The organism is Deinococcus aquatilis DSM 23025 (assembly GCF_000378445.1).
GTDB classification, from domain to species: domain Bacteria; phylum Deinococcota; class Deinococci; order Deinococcales; family Deinococcaceae; genus Deinococcus; species Deinococcus aquatilis.
On the sequence record NZ_KB899696.1, the window covers coordinates 27,042 to 41,846 of the forward strand.

Here is a 14,805-nt window from a genome sequence, read left to right on the forward strand (position 1 = left end):
CCCTCCGTGCAACTACTGCTTACCGCCCATCACTGAAGCTTTTCCTACGCCCGACAACCCACGTCCTACACCCTAGTTCCGCAGCGGCTTGCCCGTTTTGAGCATGTGCGCGATCCGGTCCTGAGTGCCTTTCTTGCCCAGCAAGGTCAGGAAGGCGTCGCGCTCCAAGTCCAGCAGGTGCTGCTCGGACACCTTGGCGGTGCGGTTGTTGCCCACGCCGCCTGACAGGATGCGGGCCAGTTGGGTGGCAACCTGAGCGTCGTAGGCGCTGGCATAGCGGCCCTCGGTCATGCCGTACAGAGCGCTCTTGATGGCCCCGATGGCCGCGTCGCCCATCACGGGAATATCGGTGCGGGGGGTGGGCTGGATGTAACCGGGCGCGAGGGCCAGCACATGGCGCTTGGCTTCCATCAGCAGGTGGCCCCGGTTCATGGCAACCGTGTCGGTAGGCCGCAAAAAGCCCAGAGTGCGGGCTTCGAGGGCGCTGGTGCTGACCTTGGCCGTGCCGATCAGCTCAAAGGCACGCTGCACGGCGGGCAGCAGGGTGGCTCCGGTCTGCTGGCTGGGCTGCAACTGGTCGGTAAAACGCAGCAGCATTTCTTTGGTGCCGCCGCCGCCGGGAATCAGGCCCACGCCCACTTCCACGAGGCCCATGTAGGTTTCGGCGCTGGCAACCACATGGTCGGCGTGCAGGGTAAATTCTGCGCCGCCGCCGAGGGTCAGGCCAAAGGGCGCGGCCACCACGGGATGCGGGCTGAAGCGCAGGCTGGTCGTGGTCTGCTGAAACTGCTTGATGGCGTCGTCGAGTTCGTCCCACTCCTCGGCCTGAGCCTGTGCCAGCACCAGCGGCAGGTTGGCCCCGGCGCTGAAGTTCTCGCCCTGATTGCCGATCACGAGGCCCGCGTAGCCCATGCTCTGCACGGCTTTATGGCCTTCCTGCACCATCCGCAGTTGGTCTTCGCCCAGTGCGTTCATCTTGGCGTGCCATTCCACCAGCAGCACGCCGTCGCCCAGATCCACGAGGCTGGCCCCGGCCTTCTTCTTGATGATCTTGGTGGCGTCTTTTTTCAGGTCGGTCAGGATGAAATACGGCGCGGCGTAGGGCGTCGGCTCGCCCGCAGGCGTGACCACCTCGTCTGTGCCGTAAAAGCGCTCCTTCCCGCTGGCTTTCATGGCGGCCAGCAGCGGGGGCAGGGTGCGACCCTCGGCTTCCAGATTAGCGATCACGGTCTGCACGCCCAGAGAATCCATCGTCTCGAAGGGGCCTTCTTCCCAGCCGAAGCCCCATTTCAGGGCGTTGTCGATGTCCTGCAGGCGGTCACTGACGTTTCCGGCCATCTTGGAGGCGTACCAGAATCCGTCGTTCATCACGCCGCGCAGGAAGTCGCCTTCCTTGCCCTCGGCGGTATACAGCGCCTTCACGCGGGCGGCCAGCGGCTGATTTTTTACGGCCTCCACGGCGGCCACACTGACTTTGCCCCGGTCTTCGTATTCCAGCGTGTCCAGATTCAGGCTCAGAATCTTGGTCTTGCCCTTTTCATCCTTGGTCTTCTTATAAAAACCGCTGCCGGTCTTGTCGCCCAGCCACTTTTTCTCTTCGACCAGCTTGCGGAAGGTGTCGGTCAGCGTGAAATCTTCGTCGGCGGGCGTGGCTTTGCCGAGGTCGTTGGCGACGTGATAGATGATGTCCAGCCCGCTCAGGTCGGCGGTGCGGAAGGTGGCACTCTTGGCGCGGCCCAGCGAAGGCCCGGTCAGCACGTCCACCTCATCGGGGGTCAGACCTGTCTTTTCCATGTGCTGCATGGCCCGCACGATGCCGTAAACGCCGATCCGGTTCGCCACGAATCCGGGCACGTCGTTGGCAATCACGATGCCCTTGCCCAGCACGCTCTCGCCAAAATCGCTGAATTCCTGCAACACGGCGGGGTCGGTTTTGGCGGTGGGAATGACTTCCAGCAGGTGCAGGTAGCGCGGCGGATTAAAGAAGTGTGCGCCCACGAAGCGGCGCTGGAACTCCTCGGAGCGGCCCTCGATCTGGAGGTGCATGGGAATGCCGCTGGAGTTGCTGGAAATGATCGCCGTCTTCTTGGCGACGCCTTCCACCCGCGCCCACAGGTCACGCTTGGCGTCCAGCTTTTCGATGATGGCTTCCAGAATCCAGTCGGCGTCCTTGAGTTTTTTCAGGTCGTCTTCGAGGTTGCCGGGGGTAATCAGCGCGGCGCGGGAAGCGTCCATAAACGCCGCCGGACGTGCCTTGAGCGCCCGCGCAATGCCCTGCTTGGCGAGGAAATTCCGGTCAGGATTGTCCGGCAACACGATATCCAGCAGCGTCACGGGAATGCCCGCGTTGGCAAGTTGCGCGGCGATGGCGGCACCCATCACGCCCGCACCGATCACGGCGGCCTGACGAATGTTCACGGGTAATTTCTGCATATGTCCTCCGGTAAAAAGAGAAGGCGGGCCACCAAGGCGATCTATGACTGTGACCCTCAACATGGGCCAACAGTCTGAACCCGGCTGGATTATTGAACTCGGTTCAAAGTTTAGGGCGCGGCGGGGGCATTTGTCTATCGGATGAGGGTAGGGGAAGAGCAGTCTAAGGGCCTGAACAGTTTAGGGGGCCGGGGCGAGGGCAACAATTACGACGCCCATTCCGGTGATCCCCTTGGAGACAGGCGATAAGGGCAACCCCCCCGTTGCTGTGCAACGCCCCCCTTAGAAGGTTAGAAGGGAGGACAAACACACCGCCACCCCACACCGTCCCCGCCCAAATGCGTGTGAGGCCGTCGTCCACGCAGTGGGCGGGCCAATTCCATTTCGGAATGAACTGGCGATTCAGCTTCAGGAGAGCGAGAAAGCCGAGCGAGAACGCAACAAGATCACTCCTGCCCAGTGCAACGTAAGCTCCCCTGACCCCTTTGGGGGCGGGGGCTGGGGGGTGGGGGAAAACGCCGCAGCAACGCAAGAAACCCCCTCAGATAAACCCCTTCACCACCACCACCAACCCCAGCCCCGCCAGCGCCGCCAGAGCCGCCAGGCTGAGGCGGCGGTCAAGTTTCCATGCGCCAAACGCCACCCACACGGCGGCCAACACAGGAACCAGCGCCACACACGCCACCCCCACAAAGGCGTAATCGGGGAAAAACACGCCCACGGCCAGCAGCGCCACTGCCAACCAAAACCCAGCGGGATACAACCATGCGGGCAGGCCTGCCAGTTCAGATTTCTTTCCCTCAGATGTCATCCATTCCCCCAGTACTTCCAGAGCAGTTGCCCCGCTGTAAAAATGAGCAGCAGACTGAAAAACAGCTTGAGTTGCGCGGCGGGAATGCGGCTTTGCAGGCCCGCTCCGGCTCTCGCCCCGATCAGGACGCCCAGCGCGATTCCAGCGGCCAGCCGGACATCCAGCAGCCCGCCTGCCTGATACACCAGCGCGTTGCCCACGGCAGTCAGGCCCATGATGAAGGTACTCGTGGCAATCGCCTGACGGATCGGCACACCTGCCAGCAGATTCAACACTGGCACCTGCACCGTGCCCCCGCCGATGCCCAGCAAGCCGCTCATGATTCCGGCAAAGGTCATGGCAGGTGGCACGAGGCGCGAGGGTTCCCGCTCCACTTCAACCCGTTTCAGGCCGCGCAGCAGGTTGTAGGCGGAATACAGCAGCAGGCACGCGAAAACGGTAGCCACTGCCCGCGCAGGCAGGATCAGCCCCAGAAAACTGCCCGCTGCGCCGCCCACGATGGTATACGGCGACAGCAGATACCCGGTACGCGCCCGCACCAACCCCTGACGCAGATAACTGGCGGCCCCGCTGAGGCCCACCGCCAGCACCCCGATCTGGCTCACGGCCACCGCCTGCCCGATGCTGATGTCGCGGCCAAAGTGGGGCAGCACGAATTCCAGCGCCGGAACGACGATTACGCCTCCGCCGAGGCCGAGAATGGCCCCCAGCACGCCCGCCAGAAGGCCGATGCCAATGACGGCCAGAGTCAGGGCAGAAATCATGGGCGGGTTCTCTGGGAAAAAACAGGAAGGAGTGAGTGGTCGGTGGTCAGTGGGAAAAGCGTGGGGGGCGCAACATCTCCCCTGTCAGCGAGTTCAGTGGTCTGCATCCAAGCTGTCTGCCTCCAAGTTGTCTGCATCCGAGTTGTCTGGGTCACAGGGGCGAGGCTAACACGGTCTGAAGGCCGGGCGCTCCACTTGGCGGGCCGAAAGGAGTCAAATAAGGCGCTATGTTCTTTGCTCTCCTCGCCTGCCGCCCGCCGCGCCCATGACCGCCCCCGCTCTGACCACGCTGCGCCGCCTGCCTGCCGCGCTGCCCATGCTGATCGCCGCCTTCATGATGGGGCTGGCGACGTCTTTTGCCGCGCCGTTCATGCCGCTGTTCGCGGTGGAGGCGGCCCATATGTCGCCGCTGAAATTGGGCCTGTATCTCACGGTCACGGCAGTGTGCAGCATTACCCTGAGTACCTTCATAGGCCGGTGGTCTGACCGTCTGCCCAGCCGCCGCCCTGCCGTGCTGCTGAGTATGGGCAGCGCCGCGCTGGGCTTCGTGATGCTGACCACCACCACCGCCTATCTTCCGCTGCTGCTGATCGGGGGGCTGCTGCTGGGCACGGGCGCGTCGTCGTTTCCGCAACTGTTCGCCTATGCACGGGTACAGTTCGGCTCCGCGGGGGCCGAGGCTGCCCAGAACGGCCTGACCACCCTGCGCTCGGTGTTTTCTCTGGCGTGGGTGGCGGGGCCGCTGCTGGGGTCTGTGCTGGTGGGGGCACTGGGCTTCCGGGGGCTGTTCTTGTGCGCCGCGGCGGCATATGTGGGGGCGGCCCTGCCAGTGGTCCTCAGCCGGGGGCGTTCGCGTTCGGCACTGGCCGCCGCCTCTGCTGCCTCCAACCTCACCGAAACACCCGCACCCGTCGGCCCACGCCAGTTGCAACTGATCTCGCTGAGTTTCGTGCTGTACGGCACGGCTTTGGCCATGGGCGCGGTGGCCCTGCCGCTGTTCATCACGCAGGAACTCGGGGGCAATACCGGACAAGTGGGGCTGCTGGTGGGCCTGTGCGCTCTGCTGGAAATTCCGGTGATGCTGAGTTTCGTGCTGCGCCCCCCGCGCTTCCGAACCGCCACGCTGATGGTGGTGGCGTTCGGGCTGCTGGCCCTCTACAGCCTCCTGACCGGACTGGGCGGGCTGGTGGGCGGCGCTTGGCTGGGGCTGATGCTGGTGGCCCAGATCATCCGCGCCGTGGTGATCGCCATCGCTTCCTGCCTTGGCATGGCCTATTTTCAGGAACTGATGCCGGGAAGGGTGGGGGCGGCCACGACCCTGTTTTCCAACACGAGCAGCGCCGGGAATCTGGTGGCGGGCCTGCTGTCGGGCGCGTGGGCGCAGGCGTTTGGCTACGGCAGTGTGTTCGGGCTGTGCGGTGTGCTGGCCGCCCTCGCATGCAGCCTGATGGTGGTCAGTCGGCGCATGGGAGGCAGGCGGGGGCTGGGGGTGTGATGGATCAGGCGAGGATCTGTTGAACCCCAAGCAGCAAAACACGGTTGCCTATGATGGTTCCATGACGGCGCTGATCCTGAGAAGCAAGGCCATCCGGCAACTGGTTCACCTGATCATCGACGGGCCTGCCGGATACCGGGAATTGCTAGCCCTGGACACCTTTTTCCATCACCTCGGTTACCCGATTGATTACCTTCAGGCCGAATCCAGAAGCAAATACACCACGCGGGTGCTGGCACAGGTGCAGGCAGATGGACAGCTTTCACGCTTGCTACTCCAACTGGTGCAGTCCGGTAGTTCAGAACAGGTGCAGCGGCAGGTGCAAGCAGCCATCAGCGAGATCCTGCTGCCTTACGGCTTTACGCTCGGACAGGACAGAGGAACGGCTGAATTCCGTGTTGCCCCTGCAACGGTTCCTGTGTCCTCGCCCACGACAGAGGAGTTAAGTTTGCCTTCTTTCCAGCATCTTCCCCTTTCTGAAGAAGAGGTGGCTTTGTTGGAAGACCGCTGGAACGAGGCCGTGACCCTGCACAGGGCCGGAGCATTCAGGATGACTCTTCTGGCCCTCAGCCTCATTCTGGAGCATGTGTTGTCGGCCTCTCTCTACTATTTCCCCAAACAAGCCCGGTCTTCCGATCACGCTTCACATTTCTCGCTGCCCTTCGGGGACTGGAAACTGGACGCCATGCTGAACGTAGCTGCCGAGAGAAGTTGGATCAGCCTGAAGAAAGACGATCTGCCCCACCGGGTGCGGTACTACCGGGATTACCTGTCTCCCGGTAGAGAACTCCGGGAAGCGCCGCTGCTAGACGAAGAGATGAGCAACCGGGCATGGCAGCAGGTCAAACGGGCCATTGAAGACTTACAGGCCACCCACGAACGGGCTGGAATCCGGGTTGCAGAATGATCGAGAGACGTGAATCCTCACCTCTGGCCCTCCTTCATGCACTCCTCCCGGGAATGGTCCGCCCCTTGACAACTCAGCCGTCTTTGGCAACCAAGCCGCGCACCAGACTGTCGTAGCCATTGGGATACACCGGGAACATCTGGCGGCCCTGCGTATTCCAGAGGGCGTCGAAACTGGTGTAGGTCAGGTAGGTTAGTGGGCCGACCATGCTGTCGCTGACCCAGAACACCCGCGCCTGATCGTCGTAGCCGCGCACCACCCGGAAATGATCGATGTGGCCGGGGCGGTCGTACCATTGCAGCACGATGACGGGAATGCCCAGTGCCAGCAGACGCTTGACCTGAGACAACTGGCCGCCCCGAATCGCCAGCGTCTTGAGCTTGAAACGGGCCAATTCAGGGGCAATGGCGCTGATCTGCATATAGCCGCCGTTGGGCCGCGCCGTGCGCCGAATCACATCTTGACTGATCTTGACCTGGTAAAACCCCAGCACCGACGAGAGGGCGCTGGGGCCGCAATTGTTGTAGGTCTGATGATCGAAGGCCAGCCCCTGAAGATAGGTACGAACCGGCAACGCATCACCGATAGGTGAATTGGCCGTCAGGGGCAGCCACCCGATAAAACTGGCGACAGTGGCAGCGGGCGGTGTGGACCAGGCCACCGGGCCGGAAATTCTGGACAGATCGGGCCGGGGCAGATGCAGGGCAGACTGGGAGGATACAGATCGGGGTAAAGCAGGGCGGGAGGACGCCACCGACACAGGGCGCACCACCGCCGCTGGGCTGGGCCGGGTGGTCGCAGGCAACCGAATGACCTGACCCAATTTCAGGGCCGGACGAGTCAGACCGTTGAGCTGAAGAACCGCCTGAACACTGCTGCCGGAACGCTGGGCGAGGCTAAACAGCGTGTCGCCTGCCTGCACGGTGTAGGACGTGGACGAACCCACAGCAGCAGCCGTACCAAGCAGGGTCAAGAGCGCCAGAGATTGAAGCCTCAGCGCAGGCAGGAACGTCTTTGAACGCCGCCCAACTCCTCTTTGCCGGTCAGCCTGTTTATGCATCATTCGGGTGCATCCTATGTCACCAATTTTAAAGCCTCCATAAAGAAAACGACACCGCTGGAAAACAGCGACGGAACAGGAGAAAAGGGGCCAGTTTGCCCAGTCAGTATGGCGACGGCCTGATAAGGATTCTGCATTGCCAGTCTTGCCCTCCAGACTGCGCCAGATGTCCAGGGGACGCCTTGGAGAATTACCCTCAGACGCTGTTTTTTCGGGAGGGGCTTGGAGATTCCAATTCCAGACCTCCGGCTGTAGAGGTAAGGCCCGATACGCCAGAGCAGGGAAAACAGGCCAAGCAGGGGCCTTGTCGGATACGAGAACTGATCCGAATTCTGTAGTATCTGGAATTCAATCCGGCCAGCACAGCCCTGGGAGGCAAGGCACTGGGATTCAGGTGGTGGCGGAATGAAGCGGAACCCAGATGAGACAGATTATTTTCTGGCAACTTGTGATATTCGGAAACACCGGCTTTCATTTGAAAGCCCCACCTGAGGGGTGACCCACGTTGCCAAGTGTTGGCACACGACCGGAAACTCTGCATTCTCGCTGCGGCGGCCTCCTTGAGGACGGACGCAGAGCCGAGCATGACCGCTGCATTCTCTTACGCTTCAGCCCCACGCCCCTGCCGTTCAGCCTGCGGCGGCACTCCCTCCCCCCTCCATTGCGGAAGAAAAATGCAGACTTCACACTTCAGGATATGAGCAAAAAATTAGGTCTTCTGATCGCTCTTTCCATCCTGCTGACGCCCTCCGCCCTTGCTACAGATTTCGTCACTGAATCCAACCTCACGGGATTCCAGTTGCCCAAAGGGGCTCTTGAGCTGACCGACGACGACTTCTCTGAAGAAATGGTCGAAATTCTGGATACCACTGCGGCGGAATTGAACGGCAAATGCAAGTACCACGAGTTGCTCTATTGGGAAGGCAATCCCGAGGCCATCGCCAAAGCACTGAACGCAAAGATTCCCAAGGAGTTCAAGTACAAGAACCTTGATGTGGGCGAGATGTCGGACGGCGGCGCATACGAGCAGTTCGTGCTGACGACGCCGAAGATGTGGGTGGCCGGAACCTGGTTTCAGGGCGAGGCCGACGTGATCCTGGCCTGGTGCACCGTCGTCCAAAAATAAGCTCCCGACCCGCCCCCGCCTCAGCCTCCTCCGGCGGGCGGGGGCTGTTCGTTAGAAAACGCCAGAACCTTTCCATTCCGTCTGATGCCGCCGCCTAGTTACGCACGCCAGAGTTATCTACAGCCTCTCCCCTGCCCTGTAGACAAAAAAAGCCCTTACCCACGCATCAGCGCAGGTGAGGGCTTGTCGTTCGTTTACGTCGAAGGGTGCGAATAGACGGCTGGAGGTTGTGGTGGTTTGGGCGGTGGCGGCTTGGATGGCGGGGACATGGTTCAGCCCACACCAGAACCAGGAACCTCACCACGCTCTGTTCCCCATCTTGTCGGGAGCCTGTCAGAGGCGGATCGCTACCCTGCTTCCATGTGGAGAAATGGCCTGATCACCGTAGCCATCTTGTTGTTGCTGCTGTGCAGTCTGGCTATCGTGGTGTTCTGTCTCTTGGCAGGTCAGACGATGGGCGCGGCCCTCACACATCAATCCGGTGACGCGGCCTTCTCCTGGGGAGCGGCAGCTGTCTTCACCGCCCTCAGCCTGTACTCCCTGCTGGCCGTCATCTGCCTGGGCGGCGTGATTGGGGAAGCGTGGCACAGCCGTGACATCCGCCGGGGCCGCACGTGGCCGGTGTTGATCCGCATGACCACGCCGAAATGGATGCTGCTGCGCCCCTGGGTCTGGTTCCTGACGGCGGCCCCGCTCCTGCTCGAAACCCTACAAACTCAGGCGTGGCGCGAAGAGGCCCGGCCTGCCAAAAAGCGCTGAGCCTGCTGGCTCTATGGGAGGGGTAGCGTCAATTCTCCCCACGAATCCAAGCCAATCAGGTCCTTCAGGGCAAGACTCTGACGTTCGATGCCAGTCAAAGCGCCCGAACCGGTGGCGGCGACAAACTCAATAAAATACTGCGTAAACATGGCCTGAACGTGGAAGGCAGCCGGTTCAACGCCGATCACGTTCTGGAGCGACAATTGGGCGGCCCAGACACGGTGGAGAACCTGTGGCCGCTTGACCGAGCGATCAATGGTTCAGGCAACTCCATCCTTTCTCGCGTGACGTTCACCTTGCACAACGGCGCTCAAGCCTAGATTTCCGACTTCGAAAACACAGACAGAACATACTTTCTGAAGGTGGTGTCCACCCCATGACCCTGGAGTCGAGCGTAACAGAAATAGAACGGTGGCTTGAAGGCCAAGGCGTTCCACACAAGGAATTGACCTCACCGATCACTGCAGACCGACTGGCGGCTCTCAGGGCTACCTTTGCCCTGCCCCTGCCGGAAGAGTTCTTGGCACTGTATTCGCGGCATGACGGCTTCCCTGGTTGGTTGATATTGGAGGACACCTGGCATCTGCTGGACAGCGAGATGATCTTGGAGCTGTACCGAGAGAACCAAGATGTTTTTGATGACATCGTCGCCACCGAACCCTGGCGGGCGGAGTGGCTCCCCCTGTTGTCCAACGGTGCAGGAGATTACCTGCTGCTTGACCTGAAAACGCGCGAAGTCAGGAGTTACTTTCATGAGGGCGGGGAATACGAAGTCGTGTATTCGGATCTGACCGCCTATTTCAACCATGTGGTAGAAGGATTCCGAGCGGGCCGCTATCAATTCTCCGAAGATGAGGGCATAACCTTTGTGTGAAGGGCACGGGCAGAACGCAGAATGTCGGCCCACCCTGGCCATGTGGCTCGTATAGATACTGCTTCCCTAGAACAACATCCCTGCACCTTTCAGACAGACATTGTGAGCGTCCTGATGTCATGAGGAGCCTGATGCAAGAAAAAGTGATGGTGCTTCGGTCATCTGCTGGAAAACTCCTCACAGGTGGGCGAGTGACCCAGTTGGCCAGTGCATCTGATGTCCATCAACTGAACTTTCAATACATGGGCGAGAATGAAGTCTCCGAAGACTACGTCCATTACGTCTTTCTTGATCCTGAGCAGGGCGTCCAACTTGTCCTGGTCGACGACTATCTCGAAGATATCGCCTACCTTTCATTTCAACATGTTCCCGAGCAAGCTATAACTGCGATGCAAGCCTGGCTGTCAGAGCACATCGGGCTTTTCACACTGGAAGAAGTCAGGGCAGCGCTGACGGCAGACCTGGAGGGCAACGCTTCTTTTTTGACCCACCTCGGGCTTATGGAACATCGTGAAACGCCTGATGCCGCAACGGCCATTCTTCTAAAAACTGCTCTGAACTCATCGGTGACTGAAACGGTGGAAAGGGCATTAGTGGCCGCTCAACTGCTTGGATGGCCCGAATTGCACAACGCGGTTCAGGCCCTCGCTGTGCACTCGCCTGATGCTCACCTCCGGGATTTTGCCGGGAAGGTGTGGGTACAGTTGGAGAGCTCCAGCATCTTGATATGATTTTGAACCTCAACGCAATGTTCCGATGGTTGGAGTGAATTTCTCCTCTCAAGGCTCGCCATGAACCTACATCCGTACTTTTTCCGCATGCCCATCCGAATGGAATTCAGCCAGGACGAGTTTGAAAGGTTCATCTATTTTGAACGAATCTATGGCGGGATTGGTGGAATCATCCCCGATACCGTTCCATTCATCAATTACGAGGCCACCTATGCCAACGATCCGGAGACGATCGCGATCACCTACCGGGACGATGGACTGATTGGTCTGAATTGGGTTCAGGTCACGTATTTGCAGCCTGACCACCCCCAAGCGGCCTCGGCCTTCGAGACCATCGTGACCCGCCTGAAAGAGAAAGTGCCGACTTACCCGCTTCAGGAACTGCTGGAGCTGTACCGAACTGCACCTGTGGAAGAAGATGGTCAGCGTCTCTTGGCGGTGTACGCCACCGCCGTCGGTGCGCCGTGGACTTACGATCCAGAAGTGTTTCAGGCGATGCAGGAGTACGCCCGCGATCCCAAAGCGACGGTCCGGACCGGGGTGGTCGTGGGCCTTGGCTACCTGGGTCAGATCGAATACGAGCCTGTGCTCCATCAACTGAGTCGAGATTCCAGCCCAGAGGTTCGGCAGCGTGCCCAGGACATGCTCAACCGCTTCGCGCAGTTATCAGCAGTGAGTTAGAGTGCTTGTCCGGGTTCAGGTCAATCATGAAGAAGTCTGAGCTGACAGGAGAGTGGCTTACAGATGCCGAACTTTCTCTGATCCACCGGAACGCCTAGAACCTGATGAAATTCTGTTTTGGCTTTTGAATATGCTTCTCTGGCGCTTACCCGAGTGGTCGTCAAGTCGACTCAGTCAAAGTGGCGCAACAGTACTGAGTCACTTGAGATCTCTGAACTTAACCTGAGGTGAATGTGGATCAGTCAAGTCTGAGCCGAGAACAGCTGGAGCAGCGGGCGTCTGTGATGGAACTGCTGGTCAATGCGGGATGGCAGCTCAAGAATGTCGAGGCGTTTGAAGACGACCTCTGGCTTCCTGCGGAGGTAACAGCTCGAAAACGCGTTCCAGCCTGCATCATGGAACTCGGCTACAGTTTTGAAGACGCCTACGTGAGTTTTGCAGCCGCTCAGTTCCACGAGGGACGTGCCGAATACGTCATTTATGTTGATAGCTTCGAAGAATCTGTGGAGGTGATTCAGACTCTTCTAGCAGCATCTGAGCAAATGACTGTGGCCGGTGCAGCGCGACTCTCTCGACAGCTCGCTGCGTCCTATCCAGGCGAGGTCTTCTTTTTCACAGGCGCTGAGAGTGTTGAATTGACAGCAACCAATGCACTTGATGTGTTCCACAGATCTAACAGTGAAATGGCCTGCTCCACCGGGGTGTGCGTGGCAAACAGAAGAAATCCCGTACGTGAGTTGAACTAATGGCAAATAGAAAACGGGCTGAGTTATCGCTGGATCAGAACGCCGACTTGCTCCTGTTCCAGCGGGAGATGTTGAACCGTAACTGGCAGTCCACAGGAACATTTACGACCCTTTTTGAGCAAGGGTGGGGAGTACCTTACCAAGCAGAATTCATTCAAAGGCAACGCAGATGTTCTGCCATCGTGCGCTATAGCTGCGGCGGTGAAGGCGAGCTGAATCTTTTGAACGTGACGCTCCACAGCCATCAGGACAATCAGATGGTGGCTCTCCAATTTGATCGCTTGCGAGCCGACACCCTCAACACCCTCCTGGATTCCCTAGACCTCTTCCCCGAGCAGGGTGTCCGGGCTACCCTCGAAACCTTGGCAGCGAGTGACCTCCACATCACTGTCAATATCTGTGACGACTACTTTCCATTAGAAGAAGCGAGTCTGAAGCGTTTGTACTCATAGGCCGACCAAGCTGCACTGCACGCCCCAGACCAGATGGCAGGATTGAGGGCGCAAGCTAGTGTTGCTCTTGGAAGGCGGGAAACCAATGCCTTAATCGGCAGAAGTTGGCCGAGTAACATTGACAGTATTGACACCGCCATAGACGGTTTTTGTACCGCTCACGCACCCCTTAACCCCTCCGATGTGAAACTGTCCTCATGACCCACGATGAACAAGTGTTGGCGTACTTTCACAAGCACTTTGGCAACCTCACAGACTCAGTCTTCGCAGAGACAGGCCAGCTCGACGGGTACCCAGCATTCTTGCAGTTGTTTTGGCAACGGTTCGGCTTTGGTGCACGGGCCGACGGCTTTGTGTGGCTCCTTGATCCTGCGGAGCATGTTTGGGTTAACGCTTTGTTCGACTTGGATCGGCGCTTGATCCCCTTCGCCCGAACCTCGTTCGGTGATCTCCACTTCTTGGATCCTGAAGGTGAGGGCTACAGCTTTTCGCCGTCCTATCAAGAACTTCAGCCGATGGCCGTGTCGCTGCACTCCGCCGTGATGTCTTTGGGCGAGCCGGGCTACATCAATGACGATCCGTTCTATGAACGTCACCAAGAATTGTGGGCCGCAGGCGAGCGAATTGACCGCTCCAGTTGTTTTTGCCTGACGCCTGCTCTGCCTTTGGGCGGAGATGAAGTCACCTCAGAGGTGTACAGGGGCGACTTCCAAGCTTATTTGACTCTCCTCAGCCAGGCGTAGGACAGCCGCTTGAACCTTAGCGGTGGCAGCACACCAATTGCCCTCTGCTCACGCAGGCTTTGGTGGGTGGCTCAAGATATGCAGATGCAGGCCTTCATCGAAAATTACTTGGCCGCCGAGTATGCCCTGTGGGTCATGGCGCACACGGAACCCAGCGATGAGCGATTCTTTGCGGCCGCCGAGACGTTTGAAGCGCTGTATTTCGGACCAGACCTTTACAGCGATATTTCCCGTCCTAGACATCTCGATACCGAGCAATTCACACACTTTCGAGGGTTGTTGGCGGCCAAGCAAAAGCGTCTCCTCTACTGCGTTCAAGAAGAGCCGGGGCTAGGGAGAGCAGTAATCGGCTCTGTTGATGCAGGATCGACGCAACGCTTTGAGCTGCTTCGCATCCGCATGTTGCAAGGAAAGCCGAAGATCGTGTCGTCCTACCTGACCAATTTTGACGGAACGTTCAGCTACAGCGGTGGAGAAGATGCGGGCGAGACACTACCAGACCCTTGTTGAGCGGCTTTGCGGCGAGAAGCTCTTCGGCGCACTTCGGAGGATGCTCACAACCCTTTGAAGATGGATTTGATGCTGAGGTGAAGATGTACGAACATGTCGATCTCTTTGATTATGAACGGCTTTGCAATAAGCATGGCAGCCAAAAGTACGCTGATGTGACCCTTGAAACACTGGAAAAGTACCAGGGCAAGGTGCCGGAGCTGCTGTTGGCCATCTGGGAACGGCACGGGTTGACCTCACATGGTCAGGGTGAGCTGTGGTTCACCAACCCCGACGACTTCACCGACATCGTTCAAGCGTTTTTCGGGGATCAATACTCGTTCATCGTGTATGCCCGCACATCTTTCGGTAGGTTGTGGGCCATCCTGGATGACCGTCTCTATACGATTCACCCGCAAATCGCGCGGGCCATCTACGGCCACAAGCTCGAAGTCTTCGACACCCTGATGTCGAGCGGCTTGGTATCAACCAGTTCCGACTTTCACACGGAGCACTTAAAGGCGCTCAAGAAACTTGGCCCCCTGAAGGCCGATCAGATGTACGGGTATGTCCCAGTGCTGGCCCTCGGTGGGAACGGCAGTCTCAAAGAAACAAAGATTGTTCAGATGCGCGAATACCTGTTCATGGTGGCCGACATCACCACCTCAGCGGTGCGTGAAGGCGGGGCGAAGCTCTATAACCCTGATGGGCCTTCGGCAGTCTCCACAGATTGA

17 protein-coding genes are annotated in these 14,805 nt (G+C 59.1%); 13 read left to right on the top strand and 4 right to left on the bottom strand.

What is annotated here, in order from left to right; all coding sequences use genetic code 11:
• Positions 1-72: 72 nt before the first annotated feature.
• The 3 genes from F561_RS0101385 to F561_RS0101395 all read right to left on the bottom strand — a co-directional run bounded on the left by F561_RS0101385 (position 73) and on the right by F561_RS0101395 (position 4,008).
• Complete coding sequence (locus F561_RS0101385) at positions 73-2,433, bottom strand: 3-hydroxyacyl-CoA dehydrogenase/enoyl-CoA hydratase family protein (RefSeq protein WP_019008141.1); 2,361 nt, start codon at positions 2,431-2,433, stop codon at positions 73-75.
• A gap of 541 nt (positions 2,434-2,974) precedes the next feature.
• Positions 2,975-3,244 (bottom strand): hypothetical protein, encoded by a 270-nt coding sequence (locus tag F561_RS0101390; protein ID WP_019008142.1) that lies wholly within the window; start codon positions 3,242-3,244, stop codon positions 2,975-2,977.
• Positions 3,241-4,008: a sulfite exporter TauE/SafE family protein gene (locus F561_RS0101395; protein ID WP_019008143.1), complete on the bottom strand. Its 768-nt coding sequence runs from the start codon at positions 4,006-4,008 to the stop codon at positions 3,241-3,243. Before F561_RS0101395 ends, F561_RS0101390 begins: the two co-directional genes overlap by 4 nt.
• Positions 4,009-4,273: 265 nt before the next feature.
• On the opposite strand from F561_RS0101395, the gene F561_RS0101400 reads away from it, so the two are divergent.
• Positions 4,274-5,503: an MFS transporter gene (locus F561_RS0101400; protein WP_019008144.1), complete on the top strand. Its 1,230-nt coding sequence runs from the start codon at positions 4,274-4,276 to the stop codon at positions 5,501-5,503.
• A 61-nt stretch (positions 5,504-5,564) separates the two neighbouring features.
• Positions 5,565-6,410 (top strand): hypothetical protein, encoded by an 846-nt coding sequence (locus tag F561_RS0101405; protein WP_157451465.1) that lies wholly within the window; start codon positions 5,565-5,567, stop codon positions 6,408-6,410.
• A 73-nt stretch (positions 6,411-6,483) separates the two neighbouring features.
• Here F561_RS0101405 and F561_RS0101410 read toward each other — a convergent pair whose 3' ends face one another.
• Entirely contained in the window at positions 6,484-7,383 is a 900-nt protein-coding gene (locus F561_RS0101410) for a LysM peptidoglycan-binding domain-containing protein (protein ID WP_019008146.1), read from the bottom strand.
• A gap of 784 nt (positions 7,384-8,167) precedes the next feature.
• On the opposite strand from F561_RS0101410, the gene F561_RS0101415 reads away from it, so the two are divergent.
• The 11 genes from F561_RS0101415 (at position 8,168) to F561_RS0101470 (ending at position 14,805) form a co-directional block, all read left to right on the top strand.
• Positions 8,168-8,596 carry a hypothetical protein gene (locus tag F561_RS0101415; RefSeq protein WP_019008147.1) on the top strand — a complete coding sequence of 143 codons (429 nt, stop codon included), beginning with the start codon at positions 8,168-8,170 and terminating at the stop codon, positions 8,594-8,596.
• A 360-nt stretch (positions 8,597-8,956) separates the two neighbouring features.
• Complete coding sequence (locus F561_RS0101420; protein WP_019008148.1) at positions 8,957-9,355, top strand: hypothetical protein; 399 nt, start codon at positions 8,957-8,959, stop codon at positions 9,353-9,355.
• A 376-nt stretch (positions 9,356-9,731) separates the two neighbouring features.
• Complete coding sequence (locus F561_RS0101435; protein ID WP_019008151.1) at positions 9,732-10,229, top strand: SMI1/KNR4 family protein; 498 nt, start codon at positions 9,732-9,734, stop codon at positions 10,227-10,229.
• Positions 10,230-10,360: 131 nt separating this feature from the next.
• On the top strand, positions 10,361-10,960 hold the full coding sequence (locus tag F561_RS24495) for a hypothetical protein (RefSeq protein WP_211214787.1): 600 nt from the start codon (positions 10,361-10,363) through the stop codon (positions 10,958-10,960).
• An 87-nt stretch (positions 10,961-11,047) separates the two neighbouring features.
• On the top strand, positions 11,048-11,641 hold the full coding sequence (locus F561_RS0101445; RefSeq protein WP_157451466.1) for a HEAT repeat domain-containing protein: 594 nt from the start codon (positions 11,048-11,050) through the stop codon (positions 11,639-11,641).
• A gap of 284 nt (positions 11,642-11,925) precedes the next feature.
• On the top strand, positions 11,926-12,387 hold the full coding sequence (locus F561_RS0101450) for a hypothetical protein (RefSeq protein WP_157451467.1): 462 nt from the start codon (positions 11,926-11,928) through the stop codon (positions 12,385-12,387).
• Positions 12,387-12,839: a hypothetical protein gene (locus tag F561_RS0101455; RefSeq protein ID WP_019008155.1), complete on the top strand. Its 453-nt coding sequence runs from the start codon at positions 12,387-12,389 to the stop codon at positions 12,837-12,839. The genes F561_RS0101450 and F561_RS0101455 overlap by 1 nt, the downstream gene beginning before the upstream one ends.
• Before the next feature lie 15 nt (positions 12,840-12,854).
• On the top strand, positions 12,855-13,040 hold the full coding sequence (locus F561_RS30455) for a hypothetical protein (protein WP_425386911.1): 186 nt from the start codon (positions 12,855-12,857) through the stop codon (positions 13,038-13,040).
• Complete coding sequence (locus F561_RS0101460; RefSeq protein ID WP_019008156.1) at positions 13,037-13,582, top strand: hypothetical protein; 546 nt, start codon at positions 13,037-13,039, stop codon at positions 13,580-13,582. Before F561_RS30455 ends, F561_RS0101460 begins: the two co-directional genes overlap by 4 nt.
• Before the next feature lie 66 nt (positions 13,583-13,648).
• A complete protein-coding gene (locus F561_RS0101465) occupies positions 13,649-14,092 on the top strand; it encodes a hypothetical protein (RefSeq protein ID WP_245556402.1) in 444 nt (147 codons plus the stop codon).
• Positions 14,086-14,805: a GAD-like domain-containing protein gene (locus F561_RS0101470; RefSeq protein WP_245556403.1), complete on the top strand. Its 720-nt coding sequence runs from the start codon at positions 14,086-14,088 to the stop codon at positions 14,803-14,805. The genes F561_RS0101465 and F561_RS0101470 overlap by 7 nt, the downstream gene beginning before the upstream one ends.